14 protein-coding genes and 1 pseudogene are annotated in these 21182 nt (G+C 71.4%); 6 read left to right on the top strand and 9 right to left on the bottom strand.

The window, feature by feature from the left end:
- Positions 1-293 precede the first annotated feature (293 nt).
- The gene (locus tag ABT245_RS02455) at positions 294-4097 is read left to right on the top strand and encodes a GH92 family glycosyl hydrolase (RefSeq protein ID WP_351727840.1); all 3804 of its coding nucleotides are present in this window, start codon (positions 294-296) and stop codon (positions 4095-4097) included.
- A 34-nt stretch (positions 4098-4131) separates the two neighbouring features.
- Here ABT245_RS02455 and ABT245_RS02450 read toward each other — a convergent pair whose 3' ends face one another.
- The gene (locus tag ABT245_RS02450) at positions 4132-4482 is read right to left on the bottom strand and encodes a winged helix-turn-helix domain-containing protein (RefSeq protein WP_351727839.1); all 351 of its coding nucleotides are present in this window, start codon (positions 4480-4482) and stop codon (positions 4132-4134) included.
- Positions 4483-4604: 122 nt separating this feature from the next.
- Positions 4605-5531 carry an NADP-dependent oxidoreductase gene (locus ABT245_RS02445; protein ID WP_351727837.1) on the bottom strand — a complete coding sequence of 309 codons (927 nt, stop codon included), beginning with the start codon at positions 5529-5531 and terminating at the stop codon, positions 4605-4607.
- Positions 5532-5608: 77 nt separating this feature from the next.
- On the opposite strand from ABT245_RS02445, the gene ABT245_RS02440 reads away from it, so the two are divergent.
- On the top strand, positions 5609-5989 hold the full coding sequence (locus ABT245_RS02440; RefSeq protein ID WP_351727836.1) for a winged helix-turn-helix transcriptional regulator: 381 nt from the start codon (positions 5609-5611) through the stop codon (positions 5987-5989).
- A gap of 266 nt (positions 5990-6255) precedes the next feature.
- Here the strand turns inward: ABT245_RS02440 and ABT245_RS02435 are convergent, their stop codons facing one another.
- The 3 genes from ABT245_RS02435 to acnA form a co-directional block, all read right to left on the bottom strand.
- Positions 6256-7194, bottom strand: coding sequence for a carbohydrate kinase family protein (locus tag ABT245_RS02435; protein ID WP_351727835.1), 939 nt, complete (start codon positions 7192-7194; stop codon positions 6256-6258).
- A gap of 321 nt (positions 7195-7515) precedes the next feature.
- On the bottom strand, positions 7516-8169 hold the full coding sequence (locus ABT245_RS02430) for an ATP-binding protein (protein WP_351727834.1): 654 nt from the start codon (positions 8167-8169) through the stop codon (positions 7516-7518).
- A gap of 293 nt (positions 8170-8462) precedes the next feature.
- Positions 8463-11195 carry an aconitate hydratase AcnA gene (gene acnA, locus ABT245_RS02425; protein WP_351727833.1) on the bottom strand — a complete coding sequence of 911 codons (2733 nt, stop codon included), beginning with the start codon at positions 11193-11195 and terminating at the stop codon, positions 8463-8465.
- A 389-nt stretch (positions 11196-11584) separates the two neighbouring features.
- Between acnA and ABT245_RS02420 the strand changes: the two genes are divergently transcribed.
- The 4 genes and pseudogenes from ABT245_RS02420 (at position 11585) to ABT245_RS02405 (ending at position 15613) form a co-directional block, all read left to right on the top strand.
- Positions 11585-13114 carry a helix-turn-helix domain-containing protein gene (locus ABT245_RS02420; RefSeq protein ID WP_351727831.1) on the top strand — a complete coding sequence of 510 codons (1530 nt, stop codon included), beginning with the start codon at positions 11585-11587 and terminating at the stop codon, positions 13112-13114.
- 743 nt (positions 13115-13857) lie between these two features.
- Positions 13858-14037 carry a hypothetical protein gene (locus tag ABT245_RS02415; RefSeq protein WP_351727830.1) on the top strand — a complete coding sequence of 60 codons (180 nt, stop codon included), beginning with the start codon at positions 13858-13860 and terminating at the stop codon, positions 14035-14037.
- Positions 14038-14214, top strand: a pseudogene (locus tag ABT245_RS02410) (8-amino-7-oxononanoate synthase); the annotation flags it as partial.
- 160 nt (positions 14215-14374) lie between these two features.
- The gene (locus tag ABT245_RS02405) at positions 14375-15613 is read left to right on the top strand and encodes a cytochrome P450 family protein (protein WP_351727828.1); all 1239 of its coding nucleotides are present in this window, start codon (positions 14375-14377) and stop codon (positions 15611-15613) included.
- Positions 15614-15939: 326 nt separating this feature from the next.
- Here the strand turns inward: ABT245_RS02405 and ABT245_RS02400 are convergent, their stop codons facing one another.
- From ABT245_RS02400 to ABT245_RS02385, 4 genes are all read right to left on the bottom strand, one after another.
- A complete protein-coding gene (locus ABT245_RS02400; RefSeq protein ID WP_351727827.1) occupies positions 15940-17169 on the bottom strand; it encodes an LLM class flavin-dependent oxidoreductase in 1230 nt (409 codons plus the stop codon).
- Between the two features lie 97 nt (positions 17170-17266).
- The gene (locus ABT245_RS02395) at positions 17267-18709 is read right to left on the bottom strand and encodes an NtaA/DmoA family FMN-dependent monooxygenase (protein ID WP_351727826.1); all 1443 of its coding nucleotides are present in this window, start codon (positions 18707-18709) and stop codon (positions 17267-17269) included.
- 126 nt (positions 18710-18835) lie between these two features.
- Positions 18836-19801: a fumarylacetoacetate (FAA) hydrolase gene (locus ABT245_RS02390; RefSeq protein WP_351727825.1), complete on the bottom strand. Its 966-nt coding sequence runs from the start codon at positions 19799-19801 to the stop codon at positions 18836-18838.
- A 36-nt stretch (positions 19802-19837) separates the two neighbouring features.
- On the bottom strand, positions 19838-21139 hold the full coding sequence (locus ABT245_RS02385) for a pyridoxal phosphate-dependent aminotransferase (protein ID WP_351727823.1): 1302 nt from the start codon (positions 21137-21139) through the stop codon (positions 19838-19840).
- Positions 21140-21182: the final 43 nt, after the last annotated feature.

Raw genomic sequence — 21182 nt, 5'->3', positions numbered from 1 at the left:
TCCCCGGCACCGCGGTCGGGTAGCGCTGGGTCGTGCAGGAAACGCCGACAGGTATAGTCCACTTCCCGTCGGCTGAGCAAGATCGAACGCAAGGTTGGCCATGGGTCTTTTCCGAGTTGAGACCTCACGGAAATATGCGCCGCCTGTGGATGCCTTGCCGGAAAAATCCGCGACATAAAGCCCCGAATGCCGCAGGCAACACCCTTGACATCATCGGTCACTTGACTCCCTACTGGTTCCTGCGCAGCAAGTTGGACAACGTTGTCTGATCAGCGCAGGGAGGGTTTCCGTAGATGCAGCGGAAAGCTCGGTACAGATGGGGACCGGCGGTCGTGCTGACGACCGCCTTCGTCATGGCAGCGGGTGCGCAGGGAGCGGCCGTCGCCCTGCCCGCCGAGGCACCGGCCGCGGACCGGGAGTTCGCGTCCTCGTTCGAGGCGGACGATCCGGCGCCGGACTGGCTGAACACGGTGGACACGGGACCGGACGGGGCCAAGCGCGCCTCGGGCGTCGACGGCGGCTACAGCACCGGCATCCCGGGGAACGTCACCGACCACGTCACCGAGGTGCGCGCGAGCGCCGAGAACACCGGCGGCGGGGAGGTGAAGGAGAATCTCGTCGACGGTGAGCCGAGCAGCAAGTGGCTCGCCTTCCAGCCGGCCGGCTGGGTGGAGTTCGACCTGGACAAGCCGGTCAAGCTGGTGACGTACGCCCTGACATCGGCCAACGACCACGCCGAACGCGACCCGAGGGACTGGACCCTTGAGGGCTCCACGGACGGCAAGGACTGGAAGACCCTCGACACCCGCTCCGGCGAGACCTTCTCGGAGCGTTTGAAGACCAAGTCGTACGACCTCGCCGAGCCGGCCGAGTACCGGCACTTCCGGCTCGACGTGACGAAGAACAACGGCGCGTCGGGGATCCTGCAGCTCGCGGACGTCCAGTTCTCCACGGGCGGCGGCGACAACCCGGTCCCGCAGGACATGCTCTCGCTGATCGACCGCGGGCCGAGCGGCTCGCCGACCGCCAAGGCGGGTGCCGGATTCACCGGCAAACGGGCCCTCAGATACGCGGGACGGCACACCGCGGACGGGCGCGCCTACTCGTACAACAAGGTCTTCGACGTGAACGTGAAGGTCGGCCGCGACACCCGGCTGTCGTACCGGATCTTCCCGGCCATGGCCGACGGCGACCGCGACTACGACGCCACCAATGTCTCCGTGGACCTGGCCTTCACCGACGGCACCCACCTCAGCGGTCTGGGCGCGAGGGACCAGCACGGCTTCGCGCTGTCCCCGCGGGGGCAGGGCGCGGCGAAGGTGCTGTACGTCAACCAGTGGAACAACGTGGAGTCGCGGATCGGCTCGGTCGCCGCGGGCAGGACCGTCGACCGGATCCTGCTGGCCTACGACTCCCCCACCGGACCGGCGAAGTTCCGCGGCTGGCTCGACGACGTGGCACTGCGGGAGGCCGCCCCGGACAAGCCCAAGGCGCATCTGTCCGACTACGCGCTGACCACCCGCGGCACCAACTCCAGCGGCAGCTTCTCGCGCGGCAACAACTTCCCGGCGACCGCGGTGCCCCACGGTTTCAACTTCTGGACCCCGGTGACCAACGCGTCCTCGCTCAGCTGGCTGTACGAGTACGCCCGGGCGAACAACGACGCCAACCTGCCGACGATCCAGGCGTTCAGCGCGAGCCACGAGCCGAGCCCCTGGATGGGTGACCGGCAGACCTTCCAGGTGATGCCGTCCGCCGCGGCCGGCACCCCGGACACCGGCCGCACCGCACGGGCGCTGGCGTTCCGGCACGAGAACGAGACCGCGCGGCCGTACTACTACGGCGTCCGCTTCGAGAACGGCCTCAAGGCGGAGATGGCGCCGACCGACCACGCGGCGGCGCTGCGCTTCACCTACCCGGGCGACGACGCGAGCGTGCTCTTCGACAACGTCACCGACCAGGCGGGCCTGACGCTCGACAAGGAGCACGGGATCGTCACCGGCTACTCCGACGTGAAGTCGGGCCTGTCGGCGGGCGCCGCCCGGCTGTTCGTCTACGGCGTCTTCGACAAGCCGGTCACCGCGGGCGACGTGGGCGGGGTCAAGGGTTATCTGCGGTTCGACGCGGGTGCCGACCGCACCGTCACACTGCGCCTGGCGACCTCGCTGATCAGCGTCGACCAGGCGAAGGACAACCTGCGTCAGGAGATCCCCGGCGGCACGTCCTTCGACACGGTCAGGTCGCGGGCCCAGCGCGCCTGGGACAAGGTGCTCGGCCGCGTCGAGGTGGAGGGCGCGACACCCGACCGGCTGACCACCCTGTACTCCAGCCTGTACCGGCTGTACCTGTACCCGAACTCCGGCTTCGAGAAGGTCGGTTCGAAGTACCAGTACGCCTCGCCGTTCTCCCCGATGCCGGGCCAGGACACCCCGACCCACACGGGTGCGAAAATCGTCGACGGCAAGGTGTACATCAACAACGGCTTCTGGGACACCTACCGGACGACCTGGCCCGCGTACTCGTTCCTGACGCCCCATCAGGCAGGGGAGATGGTCGACGGGTTCGTGCAGCAGTACAAGGACGGCGGCTGGACCTCCCGCTGGTCCTCCCCCGGCTACGCGGATCTGATGACCGGCACCTCCTCGGACGTCGCGTTCGCCGACGCCTACGTCAAGGGCGTGAAGTTCGACGGCAAGGCGGCCTACGAGGCGGCCCTGAAGAACGCGACCGTCGTGCCGCCGTCCTCCGGCGTGGGCCGCAAGGGCATGGCCACCTCGCCGTTCCTCGGCTACACCAGCACCGCCACCGGCGAGGGCCTGTCCTGGGCGATGGAGGGCTACCTCAACGACTACGGCATCGCCAAGATGGGCGAGGCCCTGTACAGGAAGACGGGCGAGAAGCGCTACAAGGAGGAGTCGCAGTACTTCCTCGACCGCGCCCAGGACTATGTGAACCTCTTCGACTCCCGGGCGGGCTTCTTCCAGGGCCGTGACGCGGGGGGCGACTGGCGCATCGACTCGGCGAAGTACGACCCGCGCGTGTGGGGCTACGACTACACGGAGACCAACGGCTGGGGCTACGCGTTCACCGTGCCGCAGGACAGCCGGGGCCTGGCGGGCCTCTACGGCGGCCGGTCCGCTCTCGCCGACAAGCTCGACACATACTTCTCCACACCGGAGACGGCCTCGCCCGAGGTCGTCGGCTCGTACGGCGGGATCATCCACGAGATGACCGAGGCCCGCGACGTCCGCATGGGCATGCACGGGCAGTCCAACCAGCCCTCGCACCACGCGCTGTACATGTATGACGCGGCGGGTCAGCCGTGGAAGACGCAGGCGCTGGTGCGCCAGGCGCTGTCCCGGCTGTATGTGGGCAGTGAGATAGGCCAGGGCTACCCGGGCGACGAGGACAACGGCGAGATGTCCGGCTGGTACCTGTTCTCCGCGCTCGGTTTCTACCCGCTGGTCATGGGCAGCGGCGAGTACGCCATCGGCTCCCCGCTGTTCAAGAAGGTCACGGTCCACCTGGAGAACGGCCGGGACCTGGTGGTCGACGCGCCCAAGAACAGCGCGAAGAACGTGTATGTGCAGGGTCTGAAGGTCAACGGCCGTTCCTGGACGTCGACTTCGCTGCCCCACTCGGTGCTGGCCAAGGGCGGGGTGCTCAGCTTCGACATGGGCGCCAAGCCGTCCAGGTGGGGCACGGGCAAGAACGCCGGCCCGGTCTCCATCGCCCAGGACGACAAGGTGCCGACGCCGCGCGCGGACGTGCTGAAGGGGGAGGGCGCGCTGTTCGACGACACATCGGCGACGGACGCGGCGGTCACCACCGTCGACCTGCCGGTCGGCGCCGCCGCCAAGGCGCTCCAGTACACGCTGACCTCGTCCACGGACCGCACGAAGGCACCGGCCGGCTGGACCCTCCAGGGCTCCACGGACGGCACGACCTGGCGGACCCTGGACAAGCGCTCCGGCGAGTCGTTCAGCTGGAACCGGCAGACCAGGGCGTTCACGATTTTCTCGCCGGGCACCTACACCGGGTACCGGCTGGTCCTGGACGGTCAGTCGACGCTCGCGGAGGTGGAACTGCTGGCCTGACCCGCACCGCCGGCAGCGAGGGGCGGACCCGGAATCACTCCGGGTCCGCCCCTTCGGCCTGTGCGGGCCCCGCCGTGTACAGCGCGGACGAGACGAGTCGGTGCCCCTCGCCGTGGACACTGTGCAGGAACGGCGGGTGGCCGAGCTTGGCGCGGAGCCGGGCGACCTCGACGTCGATGGCCGGCTCACCGCCCGGCGGCAGCAGGAAGTCCCAGACGCGCCGGGCCAGTTCGGCCGCGGTGTGCACGGTGTCCGGCTCCGCCACGAGGAGCGCGAGGATCTGGAACTCCTTGCGGCTCAGCCGCACCGTGCGGCCGTCCAGGGTGACGCCGCGGGTGTCCGGGTGCAGCGCGAGGCGGCCCGCGGGGCGAGGTCCGTCGGTCATCGCACCATCGTCGCAGGCCGCCCGCGCTGCCGTACGGTCAGCCGACGGCGAGGGTGAAGACGTGCGGGTGCGGCGGTTGATGCCGACGATCCGAACGGAGGCACGCGAGGCCCATGTCGGAATCAGACGGTGAGGACGAGCTTGCCCTGGAGGTGACCGCCGTCGAGCAGCCGGTGCGCGTCGGCGACACACTCGAACGGGAACGTCTCCTGCACATGGACCCGGAGCCTGCCCTGTTCGACGAGTTCGACGAGACCTCGCAGGGCGACCGGATCGGGGTCGACCGCGATGCCGGTGAAGCGCATGCCGGCCGCCTCGTACGTGGCGACGAGCTTCGCATCCTCCTCGGCGACCGCCGTCACCAAGTGACCGCCCGGGCGGAGCACTTCGAGCGACCTCTGGACGGTGTCACCGCCGATCGTGTCGAGCACGACGTCGATGTCGCGGACCGCCTCGGTGAAGTCGACCGCCGTGTAGTCGATCACCTCGTCGGCGCCCAACCCCTCGACGAACGCCCGCTTGCTCCCGCTTGCGGTCGCGGTCACATGCGCGCCGAGCGCTTTCGCGATCTGGATCGCGACGTGGCCGACCCCGCCACCACCGCCGTGGACCAGGACGCGGTCGCCCTCGGTCACACCGCCGAGATCGACGAGGCCCTGCCACGCCGTCAGCCCGACGATCGGCAACGCCGACGCCTCGACGTGCGAGAGCGACGCCGGCTTGCGCGCCAGGTGCAACGCCGGCGCCGACACCAGCTCGGCGTACGCGCTCGCCGCCCGCGGGAACAGCGGCATCCCGAACACCTCGTCGCCGGGCCTGAACCGCCCCGTCTGCGCCTCCTCGACCACGCCGCTGATGTCCCAGCCGAGGATGAACGGCGGCCGGCCGATCAGCGGGAACTCGCCGGCGCGCAGCCGCGCCTCCAGCGGGTTCAGCCCGATCGCCTTGACCCGGACGAGAACCTCGGTCGGGAGGGGCCGGGGCTCGGGCGCGTCCACGACGGTGAGCACCTCGGGACCGCCGAACGTCTGCTGGGTGATGACTCGCATGACTCTCCTGGCTTTGGAAGGGGGGAGAGAACCCAGGCTAGGTTTCCGACAGGAACCAGCAGGTAACCTTTGGCGCCATGAGCGGTTTCGGTCCCGGTGATCCCTTTCTCGCCGACTGTCCGGCGCGTCTGGCGGTCGAGCTGATCGCCGACAAGTGGACGGTGGTCGTGCTCTACGGCCTCAGCAGGGGCCCGGTGCGCCATGGCGAGCTGATCGAGCTGATCGGCGGCATCTCCCGCAAGATGCTCACCCAGACACTGCGACGGCTCGAAGCGCAGGGACTCATCCGCCGCCACGCCTACGCCGAGGCGCCGCCCCGCGTCGAGTACGAACTCACCCCGCTCGGGGCGACGCTGATCGAGCCGATCCACATGCTGACCGAGTGGGCGAGGGCGAACGGCGACGCGGTGCTCGATGCGCTCGACGCCGGTCCCGAGCCGGTCGCCCAGAGCGACTGAGGCCCCCGCCAGGGCACTGAGCATCCTCTCGGCCGCTGCTCGGCACCGACCCGGCCACGCACCGCCACAAGCCCGGCAAGCCGCCCGGCGACAAGGGGCACGACGGGCACGCCCTCAACTTGGACCGCCCGCTGGACGCCTTCGGCCCGCCTTGGCCCACGGCCCGCGGCGTACCGCCTCACGTATGACCGCGAAGCGCCGGCCGCACCGCCCACGCACCGTCCTGGCGCCGTCCCGATGGGCCCGCCGTCGGGCGGGGCGGCGCTCTAGGGCTGCGGCTTCCCTAGGTCCGTGTCTCGCTCCTGCCGCCGGGCGTTCGTGGCCGCGAGGAGTTCGTCCGTCGTCGGTCTGTCCGGGTATCCGCCTTGCGCGCCGAGGTGGCCGCAGGCGTACGTCGCCGAGGCCACCGCCGCGCGCAGCGCCGAGCGCGGGTCCGAGCCGGACAGGGCACGGGCGATATAGACGCCGGCCAGGCAGTCGCCGGCACCGGTGGTGTCGATGATCCGGCCGACGGGCGGCGGCGCCACGGCGATCTCGCCGGAACCGTATGTCAGCGTCGCCCCGCGCACTCCCCCGGTGCGTACCACCGACTTGAGCCGGTGGCGCGCCGCGAAGCCGTGCACATCGCCTATCTCCGCCGTGGTCCCCTCGTTGAGGAAGACGACCGCAGCCCCGTGCAGGGCCGGGGCGAGCGCGTCCATGCCGTGGGCGAGCGCGAGGGGTTCCAGGTCGATCGACATCGGAATGCCGGCGGTGCGCGCCCGCTCCGCGAGCACCGCCGCGCCCTCGGGGTGCAGGCAGGAGGTGTGGATCCAGTCCACTGCGCCCAGTTCGGCGTCGCGGACCCGCTCCAGCGGGGGGTATTGCGAGACGGACGAGGTGTAGACGAGTCGCTTCTCCCCGTCCTCGGCCAGGGTGCACACCGACAGCGCGGTCATGCCCGGTGTGGTGGTGACAGCCGTGACGTCGACCCCACGCGCCGCGAGGTGGCCTGTGGCGTACGCGCCGAACACATCGTCCCCGACGACGGCCAGCAGCGCCGCGTCGACGCCCTGCCGGGCGCAGGCGACCGCCGCGTTGGCGGCCACCCCTCCGGCACTCACCAGGTGCTCGAACGCGTGCGTCTTCTGGTCCGGGTCGGGAAAGCGGGGCACGCGCAGCGCCACATCGAACGCTATGTCTCCGCAGAACAGGGCCGTCGCCATGATGCCGTTCCCCTCGTCGTGCCCTCGGCCGGTCGGAACTCGGGTAGCTACCGGGAGCCGCCCTCGGACCCGCGCGGAGGCAGGCGGGGCGGCGCGCCAGGCACCCGGTCGCCGGGGTCGGCGCCCGTGGGTCACCTACCCCCGGTCCATGGACGACAGACGCCGAGCAAGCCACCCGACGGCCTCAGCATCCCCCAACAAGGCGCCGATTGCCGTGACTTCCCCGTCCGACCACGTGAACTCGCCCATTCCACGGCATGAGGCACCGGGACGGGCGGTCTGCGTCCCGCGCACTCGGATCTCCCGTGCGCGACCCTCACGTCACGCATCGGCCAAGTGCTTCTCCCCCGCCGCCCGGCCCCCGGGCGCCTGCACCGCCCGCACCGGAACCTTCGTCGGGCCGGCGGTGCGCTTTCTCGGCAGCCGTGCCGTGAACCGTGTCCGTCCGGGGGCGCTCTCCACCGTGATGCGGCCTCCGTGTGCCGTCACCACCGCCGCCGCGATCGCCAGGCCCAGTCCCGCGCCGCCCGCCGCGCCGTCGGCACGCGCCCGGGAGGGATCCGCGCGGGTGAAGGAACCTGCCTCGCCGAACTGGCCGGTCGTCCCCGTCTCCCCCGCCACGCCGGCCCGGCCGGTCCCGCCGCCGCCCGCGTCGCCGCCGGTCCGTTCGAGCACCGCCGCGGACAGGATCTTCCCGTTCGGGTCGAACCGGGCCGCGAGCATGCCCGCCGGTTGCCCGCCGTCGCCGAGGAAGGACAGGTCCCCTTCCGAGTGGCGCGCCGCGCGGGCCACGCCGCGCTCCGCGGCGGCCGTCACCCGCTGGTCCAACTCGCCGAACAGCCGGGCGTGTTGGACGACCACGGTGGCAACGGTCAGCGCGGCGGTCAGGGACACCAGCGTGGCGATGACGACGACCAGCAGCCGCGTACCCAGCGAACGGCCCCCCGGCGGCGTACCCGATCGGTCGCGGGTCATCTTCGCCCCTCCTCGTCCCCGACGGCATAGCCGGGGCGACGGATGGTCAGCGCACGGGGACGGCCGGTTCGCGGCCCATGATTTTCAGCCATGTACCGATCCTGTCCCGGTCCGCTGGGGGAACCCTGTGTTCAGCCTGAGCGCCGGTGATGACCGGGACATGAGCCGCCGAGGGGGCCGCCGCGCAGGCGACACGCCGAAGGGCCGCACCCCCCTTCAGCGGGGATGCGGCCCTTGCGAGTGGCGGACGCCGGCCGCCGGGACCGCCGCCCGGCGTCCGGTGCGCCCGGCGCCTACTTGCGGATCAGGCTGCGCAGCACGTACTGCATGATGCCGCCGTTGCGGTAGTAGTCGGCCTCACCGGGGGTGTCGATGCGGACGACCGCGTCGAACTCGACGCCCGTGTCGGTGGTCACCTTGACCGTGCGCGGCGTGGTGCCGTCGTTCAGTTCGGTGACGCCGGAGACGGCGAAGGTCTCCTCGCCTGTCAGGCCGAGGGATTCCGCGGAGGCACCCTCCGGGAACTGGAGCGGCAGCACGCCCATGCCGATGAGGTTGGAGCGGTGGATGCGCTCGTAGGACTCGGCGATGACGGCCTTGACGCCCAGCAGGGCCGTGCCCTTGGCCGCCCAGTCACGGGACGAGCCGGAGCCGTACTCCTTGCCGGCCAGGACGACCAGCGGGATGCCGGCGGCCTGGTAGTTCTGCGAGGCGTCGTAGATGAAGGAGACCGGGGCGCCCGCGTCGCCTTCGGCGGCCCGCGTGAAGTCGCGGGTGTAACCGCCCTCGGTGCCCGGCGCGATCTGGTTGCGCAGACGGATGTTGGCGAACGTACCGCGGATCATGACCTCGTGGTTGCCGCGGCGGGAGCCGTAGCTGTTGAAGTCACGACGCTCCACACCGTGCTCGGTGAGGTACTTGCCGGCCGGGGTGTCGGCCTTGATGGCGCCGGCCGGGGAGATGTGGTCGGTGGTGACCGAGTCGCCCAGCTTGGCCAGGACGCGGGCGCCGGCGATGTCCTCGACCGGGGCCGGCTCCATGCCCATGCCCTCGAAGTACGGGGGCTTGCGGACGTACGTCGACTCGGCGTCCCACTCGAAGGTGTTGCCGGTCGGGATCGGCAGCGCCTGCCACTGGGCGTCGCCGGCGAAGACGTCCTCGTACGACTTGGCGAACATGTCCTCGCCGATGGCGTTGGCGACGACGTCGTTGACCTCGGCCTCGCTCGGCCAGATGTCCTTCAGGTGGACCGGGTTGCCGTCCTGGTCGGTGCCCAGGGCGTCACGTGTGATGTCCACCTTCATGGAGCCCGCGATGGCGTACGCGACGACCAGCGGCGGGGAGGCCAGGTAGTTCATCTTGACGTCGGGGTTGATCCGGCCCTCGAAGTTGCGGTTGCCGGACAGGACCGAGGTGACCGCGAGGTCGTGGTCGTTGACGGCCTTGGAGACCTCCTCCGGCAGCGGGCCGGAGTTGCCGATGCAGGTGGTGCAGCCGTAGCCGACGAGGTTGAAGCCGACCTTGTCCAGGTAGGGGGTGAGGCCCGCCTTGTCGAAGTAGTCGGTGACGACCTTGGAGCCCGGGGCAAGAGTGGTCTTGACCCACGGCTTGCGGGTCAGGCCCTTCTCCACCGCCTTCTTGGCCACCAGGGCGGCGGCGACCATGACGTACGGGTTGGAGGTGTTGGTGCAGGAAGTGATGGCCGCGACCGTGACCGCACCGTGGTCGAGGGTGTAGGTGGTGCCGTCGGGGGCGGTGACCTGGACCGGGTTGGAGGGGGCGCCGTTCGGGGCGACCGCCGGGGAGTCGGAGGCCGGGAAGGACTCCTTGCCCGCCTCGTCCACCACGTCCACGTAGTTGAGGACGTCCGACTTGAACTGCTGGGCGGCGTTGGCGAGGACGATGCGGTCCTGCGGGCGCTTCGGGCCGGCGATCGACGGGACGACCGTCGACAGGTCCAGCTCCAGCTTCTCGGAGAAGTCGGGCTCGGCCTTCGGGTCGAGCCAGAGACCCTGCTCCTTGGCGTACGCCTCGACCAGCGCGACCTGCTGGTCGCTGCGGCCGGTCAGACGCAGGTAGTTGAGGGTCTCGTCGTCGATCGGGAAGATCGCGGCGGTGGAGCCGAACTCCGGCGACATGTTGCCGATGGTGGCGCGGTTGGCGAGCGAGGTGGCGGCGACGCCCTCGCCGTAGAACTCCACGAACTTGCCGACGACGCCGTGCGCCCGCAGCATCTCGGTGATGGTGAGCACGAGGTCGGTGGCGGTGGTGCCGGGCCGCAGCTCACCGGTCAGCTTGAAGCCGACGACGCGCGGGATGAGCATGGAGACGGGCTGGCCGAGCATGGCGGCCTCGGCCTCGATGCCGCCGACGCCCCAGCCGAGCACGCCGAGGCCGTTGACCATCGTGGTGTGCGAGTCGGTGCCGACCAGGGTGTCCGGGTAGGCCTTGCCGTCGCGCACCATCACCACGCGGGCCAGGTGCTCGATGTTCACCTGGTGAACGATGCCGGTGCCGGGCGGGACGACCTTGAACTCGTCGAACGCGGTCTGGCCCCAGCGCAGGAACTGGTAGCGCTCCTTGTTGCGCCCGTACTCCAGGTCGACGTTCGCCTTGAAGGCGTCGTTGGTGCCGAACTTGTCGGCGATGACGGAGTGGTCGATGACCAGCTCGGCCGGGGCCAGCGGGTTGATCTTGGCGGGGTCGCCGCCCAGTTCCTTCACGGCCTCACGCATGGTGGCGAGGTCCACGACGCACGGGACGCCGGTGAAGTCCTGCATGATCACACGGGCCGGGGTGAACTGGATCTCCTGCGACGGCTGGGCCTTCGAGTCCCAGCTGCCGAGGGCGCGGATGTGGTCGGCGGTGATGTTCGCGCCGTCCTCGGTGCGGAGCAGGTTCTCCAGCAGGACCTTGAGGCTGTACGGCAGGCGGGCCGAGCCCTCCACCTTGTCCAGCCGGAAAATCTCGTACGACTCGTCGCCCACCTGCAGTGTGCTGCGGGCGTCGAAGCTGTTCGCCGACACGACAGTCTCCTTCATTGATGTGCGCGTATCACCACGATCCTGCCGCCACGGCCACGGGGCCGATCCGCTAAGGTAAGCCTTAGTTAGGTAACCCTTACCCGGAGTGGCGACTGTGGTGCCCTCGGCGGATATCTCGATGTCGAGATAACTCTAGTACATGGGGCCCGGATGGTCATGCCCGGACCGGGCCATCTCGGACCACTCCATGCGCACGGCCGTTCGAAGCCGACACGCGTGCGCGACATAGCGGGATATCTAATGATTTGTCACCCCCGTCTGGTTACCCTGAACTCGCCGCATCTCCCGTGGCATCAGGGGACACTGACGTCCCATCACCCTGGTGGACCCCCCAGCGGGTGCCATCTCATATCTGAGATAACCTCAACCTCATGGCAGACGATTACCTCGTACGCATCGGCAAGCTCATCCGTGACGCCCGGCAACACCGCGGCTGGACACAGGCACAGCTCGCGGAGGCACTCGGCACCAGCCAGAGCGCCGTCAACCGGATCGAGCGCGGGAACCAGAACATCAGCCTTGAGATGATCGCCCGAATCGGCGAAGCCCTGGACAGCGAGATCGTGTCGCTGGGTTACGCGGGCCCCATGCATCTCCGGGTGGTCGGAGGCCGTCGCCTGTCCGGCGCCATCGACGTGAAGACCAGCAAGAACGCCTGTGTGGCCCTGCTGTGCGCCACCCTGCTGAACAAGGGCCGCACGGTGCTGCGCCGGGTCGCCCGTATCGAAGAGGTGTACCGCCTGCTGGAGGTGCTCAGCTCCATCGGCGTCCGCACCCGCTGGATCAACGACGGGGTCGACCTGGAGATCGCGCCCCCCGCCGAGCTGGAACTTGAGGCCATCGACGCGGCGGCGGCCGTCCGCACGCGCTCCATCATCATGTTCCTCGGCCCGCTGCTGCACCGCATGGACGCCTTCAAGCTGCCCTACGCCGGCGGCTGCGACCTCGGCACCCGCACCATCGAACCGCACATGATCGCGCTACGCCGGTTCGGTCTGGAGGTCGCCGCCACCGAGGGGCAGTACCACGCCACGGTGGACCGGTCCGTGCGTCCCGCCCGCCCGATCGTCCTGACCGAGCGCGGCGACACGGTCACCGAGAACGCGCTGCTCGCCGCCGCCCGCTACGACGGCGTCACCACGATCCGCAACGCCTCCTCCAACTACATGGTCCAGGACCTGTGCTTCTTCCTGGAGGCACTCGGTGTGCGGGTCGAGGGCATCGGCACCACCACGCTGACCGTGTACGGCGTGCCCACCATCGACGTCGACGTCGACTACTCGCCCTCCGAAGACCCGGTCGAGGCGATGAGCCTGCTGGCCGCCGCCGTGGTCACCGAGTCGGAACTGACCGTGCGCCGGGTGCCGATCGAGTTCCTGGAGATCGAACTCGCGGTCCTGGAGGAGATGGGCCTCGACCACGACCGCACCACCGAGTACGTCGCCGACAACGGGCGTACCCGGCTGGTGGACCTGACCGTGCGGCCCTCCAAACTGGAGGCGCCGATCGACAAGATCCACCCGATGCCGTTCCCCGGCCTGAACATCGACAACGTGCCCTTCTTCGCGGCCATCGCGGCGGTCGCCCAGGGCAAGACACTGATCCACGACTGGGTCTACGACAACCGCGCGATCTACCTGACGGACCTCAACCGCCTGGGCGGCCGGCTGCAACTCCTCGACCCGCACCGCGTCCTGGTCGAGGGCCCCACCCGCTGGCGCGCCGCCGAGATGATGTGCCCGCCCGCCCTGCGCCCCGCCGTGGTCGTCCTGCTCGCGATGATGGCCGCCGAGGGCACGTCGGTGCTGCGCAACGTCTACGTCATCAACCGCGGCTACGAGGACCTCGCCGAACGCCTCAACTCGATCGGCGCCCAGATCGAGATCTTCCGGGACATCTGAAAGCCTCCAGGAAAAGCGCCGTCACCGTCCCTGTTGACCTGCATGAATGCGAGGCGGGAAGGGAGGTGGCGGCACCTCTGGGACGTTTCTGGGACTTTTGACCGGAGCCGGGCTTACCCCGGTCGTCCGGTGCCCGGTCATCGCGTCGACCGGCCCGGATGGCGGTCGACGAAACGCGCCTTGCAAGAATTCCGACCGCTCCCTCCGTCAGGCCGCCGCCCCTACCAGGGCCCGTCGGGTGAGAGAAGTTCTGCGGCGTTGTTTGCCGTGCGAGTGGCGTCCTTGGGCAGGAAGCAGCTCGGGCGGCCGCTCCGAGTAAGGTCGTGTCCCGCCGGGTGGTGTAAGCGATCACGCGCCTCGCCCCCGGAACCTGGCTTGCGAGGATCTCTCCGTTGGGCTCGGCACGCGAAGCGGCCCGGTCAGGCGCCGGGAGCGCCCCGGTCGTTCGAAGTTCCCGCGGTGGCCTGCGAGTTCCGGTCCCTTGATCGGCTACACCACTGGGCGGGACGCCATCCCAAGTAACGGCGAGTTCATCGCGGGTGTGAGTGGCCGCCACGAACACCAGTGACTTGGCGCGCTGTTCCTCCTGACGATGCCGGTCGGGGCTGGTGAGCCGACGGCCCAGCTTGGACTGACCACCGGGATGGAGGTGCGCCTCCGGGTTCTCGACGATCAGCAGGTCTCCGGGACCGGTGAAAAGACCGGCGTCGATCACCGGCAAGGCGTAGGAGAAGCCGAAGCCCATGTTGGCCGGGCGGATCGGCTCGCTCAGCAGTCCCGGTGCCTGGAAACGGACGGTGCTCGCCGTGATGCCTGGCGGCCACTGCGCAGTGATCTTGATGGGACGGATGATGTCGGAGGCCCAGGTCTCCACCTGTGTGCGCAAGGTCGTGACGTTGTGGGTGTTCCGGGTCGTCGGATGAGCGGCGCTGAGGCGGGCCGCCGACTGCCGGGCCGCGGGGCTGATCGTAGGATGCTTCCGGCCCCCGTCCGTGCCCGACGGCATCTCGCGGTTGCGTCTGACGGCCCGGGCGGACCTGACGGACGAGCAGATCGCGGCGGCGGTCGAGGCCATCGTGCGGGCGGCCCCGGCGGGCTGATACACGAAGACACTGATCGTTGAGGACTCTGTACGGCGTCCGGACGGACATCGATCATGCGAGCAGCGACGCGGTGACTTGCTCATGGGGCAAGCTCATCGTCACGCCCCTCCTGGTTTCCTGACGGCAGCCATCGCCCCGGCGCCCCACGAAAGGACGCATGCACGTGCTCGACCCCTCGGACCCGGCCTTCGCACGCGACCCGTATCCGTACTACGCACGCCTGCGGGCGCAGGGCCCTGCGACCCGGGTCGCGCTGGCCAACGGCTCGTACGCCTGGCTCGTCACCGGCTACGAACACACTCGTGCGGTGCTCGCCGACCCCCGCTTCTCGAACGTGCCGCCGCAGGCAGCCGGCCGGCCCAAGCCCGACTCGCCGGCGCAGCGTGCCCGGGCCTGTCTCGCCCGGCACATGCTCAACTCCGACGCCCCCGACCACACCCGGCTGCGGCGGTTGGCGTCGGCCGCCTTCGCTCCGCGCCGCGTCAACGCCCTGGGGCCGCGGATCGAGAAGCTCGCCGACGGGCTTGTCACGGAGCTGGCGATGCGGCTGGAGCGGGACGGCCGCCCGGTAGACCTGGTGGACGCGTTCGCCTTCCCCCTGCCGGTGCTGGTGATCGGTGAGGTGCTGGGGGTGCCGGAGGACGACCGGGACGATCTGAGGAAGTGGACCTACTGTGTCGGCTCACCCGCAAACGCCTTGCCGGCCAGCGCGGTCGACGAGGCGTGGACACGGCTCCACGCCTACTTCACGGGCCTGATAGGCCAGAAGCGGCGGGAACCGGGAAAGGATCTGTTCAGCGCGCTCGTGCACGACACGGCCGAGGGCGGGCTCGACGACGGCGAGCTGCTTGCCATGGCGTTCCTGCTGCTGTTCGCGGGCTACGAGACCACGATGAACCTGCTGGCGTCGGCGACGCTGCTGCTGCTCACGCACCCGGGCGAACTTGCCGCCGCACGCCGGGATCCGGGGCGTTGGCAGGCCGTGGTGGAGGAGGCGCTGCGGCATGCCAGCCCCCTGGAAGCCACGACATGGCGGCGTACGACGCAGGAGGTGGACCTCGGCGGGGGCACGGTCATCCCGGCCGGCGCCTCGGTCCTCGGCGTACTCGCTGCGGCGAACCGCGACCCGGCGCACTTTCCCAAGCCGGACGCCTTCCGGCCCGACCGCTATCTGCCCTCGGCGGACGGGACCCGCGCCGCGCCGCACACGGCCTTCGGGCACGGCCCGCACTTCTGCGTCGGCTCGCGGCTCGCGCGTCTGGAGGCCGTCGTGGCGCTGCCGCTCCTCTTCGACGCCCTTCCCGGCCTCCGGCTCGCCGGGGACCCGACGGACTTCCCCTATCGTCCCGGCCTGCTGGTCCGCGGTCCTCGCCGCCTTCCCGTCAGGCTGCCTTGAGGAGGGGACTCCCAGGTCCTGCCGTGCCGAGGACAGGTGTCCCTCCGGACCACGGACGGTCAGGGAATCGTCTCGGCGCTGGTGGCCGGCGACGCCCGCGGACGCGTGGTGGTGGTCCTGCCCGCCGTCGAGGAGCGAGGGCGATGTCCTCGACGAGGGCGCCCTGATCGCCGAGATCTCCTGAGGGCTCTCCTCCGCATCCGGCCCGCCCGTCCCCGCCCCGGAACGCAGCGGGGCGGGGCGGGGCCGGTGCCGCCTTCGGTCGGGCGCCCACCACGCAGAAGGTCTGGAACAGCGCGTCGACAGCTGCGGTGGCCGCGGGGCCCTCACCCCGCGTTCGCGTAGCGGCTGGCGGGGCGCGGAAGGCGCAGATGGCCGCGGAGGGTGGTGCTGTCGTACGCGGTGCGGAAGGCGCCGCGGCGCTGCAGTTCGGGGACCAAGTCACGGGTGATCGCCGTCAGATCGTGCGGGAGGACGGCCGGGCGCAGCCGGAAGCCGTCCAGTCCGGCGGCGCGCCAGTCGAGCAGCAGGTCGGCCAGTTCGCCGGGCGTGCCGGTGAAGATCTCGGCGTCGGAGCGGAGTTCCGCGCCGGCCCGCTCGTCCAGGCGGGCCAGTCGGCGGGCGGCGACGCCCGGCCGTTCGTCGAGCAGGACGAGGAGGTCGGCGAAGGTCCGCAGCGGGCGCTCGGCCAGGTCGCGGCCGGACTGCCGGACCGCCGCGTCCACCTGGGCGAGGATCGCCGCCGCGCCCGCCCGGTCGTGCGGGGTGACGGCGACGGCGTCGGAGGCGGCGGCCGCGAACTCGTACGGTGTGGAGGCGTGGGCGAGGCTGACCACGGGCGGCTGGCCCTGGGGGCTGCGCGGGGTGATCGAGGGGCCCCTGACGCTGAAGTACCGGCCCTGGAAGTCGATGTGGTGGACCTTGTCGCGGTCGAGGAAGCGGCCGGTCGCCGCGTCCCGTATCTCGGCGTCGTCCTCCCAGCTGTCCCACAGCCGCCGCACCGCCTCCACCACATCGGTGGCCTCGGCGAACAGGTCGCGCAGCCGGGCGGCGATCCGCTCCGGGTCGGTGATGTCCTCGTCGGTGAGCTGAGGCGTGGTGCGGCGGCCGAAGAGGCCGGCGTCGGCCGCGCGGGACGCTATCTGCGGGCGCCAGCCGGCCCGGCCCCGGCCGGCGTGGTCGAGGGTGGCGATGCCGATGGCCAGGTGGAACGGCTCGGTGTGGGTGACGTTCGCGGTCGGGACCAGGCCGATGCGGGTGGTGAGCGGGGCCAGGTAAGAGGCGAGCAGCACCGCGTCGACCGCGCCCCTGACCTGGTCGGTGCGGTCGTCGGGGCGGTGGAAGGCGGCGGACTGGAGGCCGAGGCCGTCCTCCAGGGTGACGAAGTCGAGCAGTCCCCGTTCGGCCTCCGCGACCAGGCCGGCCCAGTGGCCGGCGGTGAGCAGTTCGGCGGGGCGGGCGCCGTCCTCGCGCCAGGCCGCGGGGTGCCAGCCGGCGCCGTCGAGGGCGACGGCGAGGTGCAGCGGGCCGCCGGGGGCGCCGGTCGTGCCGGTCATACGGAGGTCTCCTTCAGGTCGTGCGCGTCGTGTTCGCCGTGTTCGCCGTGTTCGTCAGGGCGGCCACGCCGGCCGCCGGGGGCGCCGGTCATGCCGGTCATACGGAGGTCTCCTTCAGGTCGTGCGCGTCGTGTTCGCCGTGTGTGCCGTGTTCGCCGTGTTCGTCAGGGCGGCCGCGCCGGCCGCCGCCCCAGGAGGCCGGGCGGGGGGCGTCGGAGAGGCCGAGGTGGTCGCGGAGGGTGGTGCCGGTGTAGTCGGCGCGGTGGACGCCCTTCTCCTGGAGCAGCGGCACCACCCGGTCCACGAAGTCGTCCAGGCCGCCCGGCGTGAGGTGCGGGACGAGGACGAAGCCGTCGGCGCCGTCGGTCTGGACGTAGTGGTCGATGGCGTCGGCGACCGTGCAGGGGCTGCCGGTGAAGGTGGGGCGGCCGCCGACCTCGATGACCAGTTCCCGGATGGACAGGCCGCGTTCCTCGGCGAGTTCGCGCCACTTGCGGGCGGTCTCGGCGCGGCCCTTGCGGAACACGGAGTGCCCCTTGAGGAAGTGCGCGTCGTCCTCGGGCTCGATGTCGGGCAGCGGACCGTCGGGGTCGTATCCGGACAGGTCGCGGCCCCAGACGGCCTCCAGATGGGCGATCGCGGTCTGCGGGCTCACCAGCTCCCGGCTGATCTCGTCGGCATAGGCGGCGGCCTCTTCGTCGGTATCGGCCACGACCGCGTTGGCGGTGGGGAGGATCAGCAGGTCCTCGGGGCGGCGGCCGTAGCGGGGCAGGCGGCGTTTCACGTCCCGGTAGAAGGCGCGGGCGGCGTCGAGCCGGTTGTGCTTGCTGAAGATGACCTCGGCGTCGGAGGCGGCGAACTCGCGGCCCGCGTCGGACTCGCCGGACTGGATGACCACCGGGTGGCCCTGGGGCCCGCCCGGGGTGCTGAACCGGCCTGATATGTCGAAGTGCCGGCCCCGATGGGCGAATCGGCCGGCCCCGGCCCGTACGTACTCCCCCGACGCCGCGTCGGCCCGCAGGTCGCCGTCGGCCCAGCTGTCCCACAACTCCCGTGCCGTGGCGAAAAATTCGGCGGCGCGCGTGTAGCGGTCGGCCTCGGGGAGGAAGCCGCCCCGACGGAAGTTCTCGCCGGTGAAGGCGTCGTAGCTGGTGACCACGTTCCAGGCGGCCCGCCCGCCGCTGAGCCGGTCCAGGGTGGCGAAGCGGCGCGCCACCTCGTACGGCTCGTTGAAGGTGGCGTTGACCGTGGCGGCCAGGCCCAGGTGCGTGGTGACGGCGGCCAGGGCGCTGAGCACGGTCAGGTTCTCGGGGCGGCCCGCGATGTCCAGGTCGTAGACCTTCCCCTTGTGCTCGCGCAGCCGCAGTCCCTCGGCGAGGAAGAAGAAGTCGAACCGGCCGCGTTCGACGGTCTGCGCGAGCCGGACGAACGAGTCGATGGCGATCTGGCTCTCGGAGCGCGGGTCCGACCAGACGGTCACATTGTGGATGCCGGGCAACTGGGCCGCGAGGTGCACCTGTTTCTGACGGGTTGCGGGCACGGTGCGTCTCCTCCTGCGAAGTCCGGTCGAGGTCACGGGCGTTGGGATGGACCGGGGGTGGTGGTCCGAGCCTGCACGGGCCGGCCGTCCGCTGCACAGTCCGGCCGGCCGCGCTTCACGAGGTGTTCATGCGCCCGCGACAGAAGCCTGCGCGCCGGGGGCGGGGGCCGCCGCGGGGGTGACGTGGGGGGCCGGGGAGACGAACCGCACGGTGTTGTCGAAGGCGACGCCGTGGCTCTTCACGTCGATGGCGATGCGGTCGCCGTCGGCGATCCGGAAGCCGTCGTGGAAACTCGCCTCGTCGGCGCCCAGCAGCACGTAGTTGACCAGTCCCGGCCGCCGCACCGCGGGGTACGTGAACAGATGGTCGGCCATGTCCTGCACCCGGTGGTAGAGCGCGTCGGCGCCGCAGTCGAAGCCGCCCTCCCAGGCGGTCGCGCCGTCCCGGACGATGGTGACCCGCCCGGTCACCGTGCGCGGCGGCGGGCCGAGGAACAGCCACGGGGTGAGCGCGGTGTCGCACAGCTTGCAGTACGGGTTGTAGCCGGGGTCCTGGCGGTGCAGGCCGATGTCGCACAGGTCGTTGCCGAAGGTGTAGCCCGCGTAGTGCGGGGTGCCGTCGGCGTCGTTGACGTAGACGAGGGCGACCTCCGGCTCCTCGATGAGGGCGACCGGCCGCGCGGGCACGGTCAGGTCCTCGCCCGGCAGCCGCACCCAGTCGCCGAAGCCCTTGAAGAACCACTTGGGCGGGGTGAACTCGCCGTCCGCCGGGGCGGTCTGGCCGCCCCACTTCTTCTTGTGCGTGCCCATGAAGCCGCTCAGCAGCGCCTTGCCGGACGCGGCCGGCAGCAGCGGGGGCAGCAGCCGCAGTCCGGGGTCGCCGGCGGTGACGACGACGCTCTCCGCGCCCTCGGTGAGGGCCGCGCGCAGGGCCGGCTCCGAGCCGTCGGTGGCGATGAAGGCGGCGGCCACCGCGCCGTCCCCGACCCGGTGGAGGGTCTGCCGCGCGCCGGCCTCGGGGCGGCCGAAGCCGACATGGCGGGCGCCGCCGTACTCGGCCTCGAAGAGGACGGGGAGATGAGGGCTGGACATGGATGACTCCTTCGTCGCGTCGGTGTGTTCGGGCGTTCAGGGGTGCGGGGCGGGGTCCGCGGGCGCGTCGGCTCCCGTGAGGTCGGCCAGGACCTCGCCGAGGCGGTCCACGGACGCGCGGATCCACGGCAGGGCGAGGGGGTCCGCGGCCGTCAGGGCGGCGGTGCGCCGCTCGTTGGTGTCGCCGTAGAGGCGGCTGGTCGCCACCCGGATCCGCAGCGGGCGCCCCGGCTCCCCGAAGGCGCTCGCGGGCAGGACGCCGACCCCGTGGCGGTCGAGCAGCAGCCCGGCCAGGGCGTCACCGTCGCGCACGCCGTGCGCGCGGGCCAGGCGGTCGCGCACGGGCTCGAAGTCCGGGTAGAGGTAGCAGGTCGCGGCGACCGGCGCCGTCCGCGCGCAGGCGGCGGCGAAACGGTCGGCGACCGCGCGCACCACCCGCTCGTGCAGCCGCCGGCTCGCCGCGACCCGCTCCAGGACCTCGGGCGGCTCTGCGAAGGCGTACGCGGCCGCCGTCTGCACCGGCGCCGGCGGGCTGGACCAGATCTGGCTGGCGACGGCGACGAGCCGGGTGTGCAGGTCGCGCCCCAGCTCGCCGTCCGGCAGCCGGGCCACGCCGGTGCGCCAGCCGCCGAGCGCCAGGTTCTTGGTCAGCCCGGTGGTGACGACGGTCCGCTCGGGTGCGTGCACGGCCGGGGAGACGGCCGGCGCGGCGGTGTCGTACACCAGGTCGCCGTAGATCTCGTCGGAGACGATGACGAGGTCCAGGTCGCGGGCGGCGTGGGCCAGTCGCCGCAGGGTGCCGTCCGACGCGATGGTGCCGGTCGGGTTGTCGGGCACGGTGACGACCACGGCGCGGGGGGTGCGCCCGGCGGCGCGGGCGTCGGCGACCGCCTCGCGCAGCCGGTCCGGGTCGGGCACGCCGCCCTCACCGGGCAGGATCGGTACGGGCAGGGGGTGCGCCCCGGCGAGACGGGCCTGGGCGGCGTAGCTGACCCAGCTCGGGACCGGCACGACCACATCGCCGCCGAGGGCGAGGAGCAGGGCGAACAGCAGCGACTTGCTGCCCGGCCCCGCCACCACCCGCCCGGGCTCGGTGTCCAGCCCGCGCCGCCCCCAGTACCCGGCGGCCGCGCTGCGCAGGGCGGGGCTCCCGGCCACGGGGCCGTACGCGTTCTCCCCGGCCGCGGCACCGAGTCGCGCCACCAGCTCGGGCAGCACCGGCAGCCCGATCTCTCCGCTCGCCAGCGACAGCACCCGTTCCCCGGCCTCCCGCCGCCGGGCCAGTACGGCGTCGGCGGCCAGCGTCGCCGACATGGGGACCGGTGCGAGGTGGGGCATGACGGCTCCAGAGGGTGAGGTGCGGTCGGTCGGCAGGTGTGGC

The organism is Streptomyces sp. NPDC001508, from assembly GCF_040298665.1.
Classification (GTDB): Bacteria; Actinomycetota; Actinomycetes; order Streptomycetales; family Streptomycetaceae; genus Streptomyces.
This window is presented reverse-complemented; position numbering and strand designations above follow the sequence as displayed.